Consider the following 1,518-nt stretch of genomic DNA (forward strand, 5'->3'; position numbering starts at 1 on the left):
TTCGCACTTTCTGGATTCCTGCTTACGCAGGAATGACACAGATGGGCGCAAAATACCATTTCTTGTCATTCCCGTTCCCTGTTCAAGCCAGGGACATGTTTCACGGGAATGACAAGAAATGGTATTTTGCGCCCATCTGTGTCATTCCTGCGTAAGCAGGAATCCAGAAAGTGCGAAACCATAGATATCCGAAAAAACTCGAATCCGATCAGTATACAACATAGGTGACAGCACCCTTCTTTACTTCTCTGCCCCGATTTAAGTTAAGATATCTGACAGGTGGAACTTTTCAGAGAAATGACAGTCTAAATGAGTAACGGAAATGTTAATGCAACACCGGGTGTTGACACGGATGAGGGACTTGTCATGGCCTTCCGGTTGGGGCAGGGGTCTGCCTTTGACACCCTGGTGCTTAAATACAAGGATAGGGTGTTTAACATGTGTTACCGCATGATGGGAGACTACGACGAGGCCAACGACTGTGCGCAGGAGGCGTTTATCAAGGCTTGCCGCGGCATTGACGGCTTCCGTGGCGACTCGGCGTTTTCCACATGGCTGTACCGCATAGCCGTCAACACGTGCAAGAGCAGACTCACATCCCTGAAGTACCTGTTCTTTAAACGAATGCTCTCAACCAACACACAGGACGATGACGACTTCAGGGATATCTCCGACGAACGCCTCTCACCGGAACATCCGCTGCGGAAGAGGCAACAGGATGCGGCCATCCACCGGGCAATCATGTCCCTGCCCCTGCAACAACGCACCGTCGTGGTCCTGCGCGACATCGAAGGACTGTCCTATGAGGAGATTGCTTCCGTTACAGGGGTCAGGCCCGGGACGGTCAAGTCACGCATTGCGCGAGGGAGAGAGACCCTCAGGGAAAAACTAAAGGACGTCTTATGAAACACTGTCACGAAATAAGAAATAGCCTGTCTGAGTATATGGACGCAACGCTCGATGGTGCGTCAAGGGAACAGGTGGATGACCACCTGAGCCAGTGCAGCACATGCACCCAACACCTGCAACAACTTCAGGCCCTCAGCCACCGACTGTCCTCCCTGGGCCGGGTCAGGGCACCGGATGACTTCCACGATGCCCTGAGACAACGCATGAGTCAACCGCAACGACACGGCATGACCCTGGGCATACCCGTTACTGTGGCGACCCTTGCGATGGTTGTCGTGATAGCCTTTAGCGTGCTCAACAGGGAGCCTCGGATGCAGCGTATCCTGCAGGAGGATGTCAGTTTGCCATCCCTGAGATCGGAGGGCAAACCGGATGACAAGGCAAAGAGCGATGCCGATGTGCCCCATGCAGTGCCCTCTCCCCCGTCACTACCGGCATCACCTGTGGAGGCTCCGGTATCACCGGCAGAGGCTCCGGCACCCCCAGCCAAATTGCAGGCCTCCACGACGCCATCACCACCGGAAAGGTCGAAGGAGAAAAACGTCTCCATAGCGCCAGGCAACTTTGCCCAGAGCAGAGAGGTTGACGAAAAGGATTTTCCACCACGGC

2 protein-coding genes are annotated in these 1,518 nt (G+C 54.3%); both read left to right on the top strand.

Annotation, left to right across the window (positions count from 1 at the left end):
• The first annotated feature begins 309 nt into the window (after nucleotides 1–309).
• Nucleotides 310–906 carry a sigma-70 family RNA polymerase sigma factor gene (locus HWQ67_RS18260; RefSeq protein ID WP_218254124.1) on the top strand — a complete coding sequence of 199 codons (597 nt, stop codon included), beginning with the start codon at nucleotides 310–312 and terminating at the stop codon, nucleotides 904–906.
• The coding region (locus HWQ67_RS18265; protein WP_218254125.1) for an anti-sigma factor family protein at nucleotides 903–1,518 on the top strand (616 nt) is incomplete at its 3' end. The genes HWQ67_RS18260 and HWQ67_RS18265, both read left to right, overlap by 4 nt.

The organism is Candidatus Magnetobacterium casense (assembly GCF_019173545.1).
Taxonomy (GTDB): Bacteria; Nitrospirota; Thermodesulfovibrionia; order Thermodesulfovibrionales; family Magnetobacteriaceae; genus Magnetobacterium; species Magnetobacterium cryptolimnobacter.

Excerpts from the sequence above, each read along its gene's own strand:
- HWQ67_RS18260 (WP_218254124.1), top strand. The coding sequence starts at position 310 with ATGAGTAACGGAAATGTTAATGCAACACCGGGTGTTGACACGGATGAG.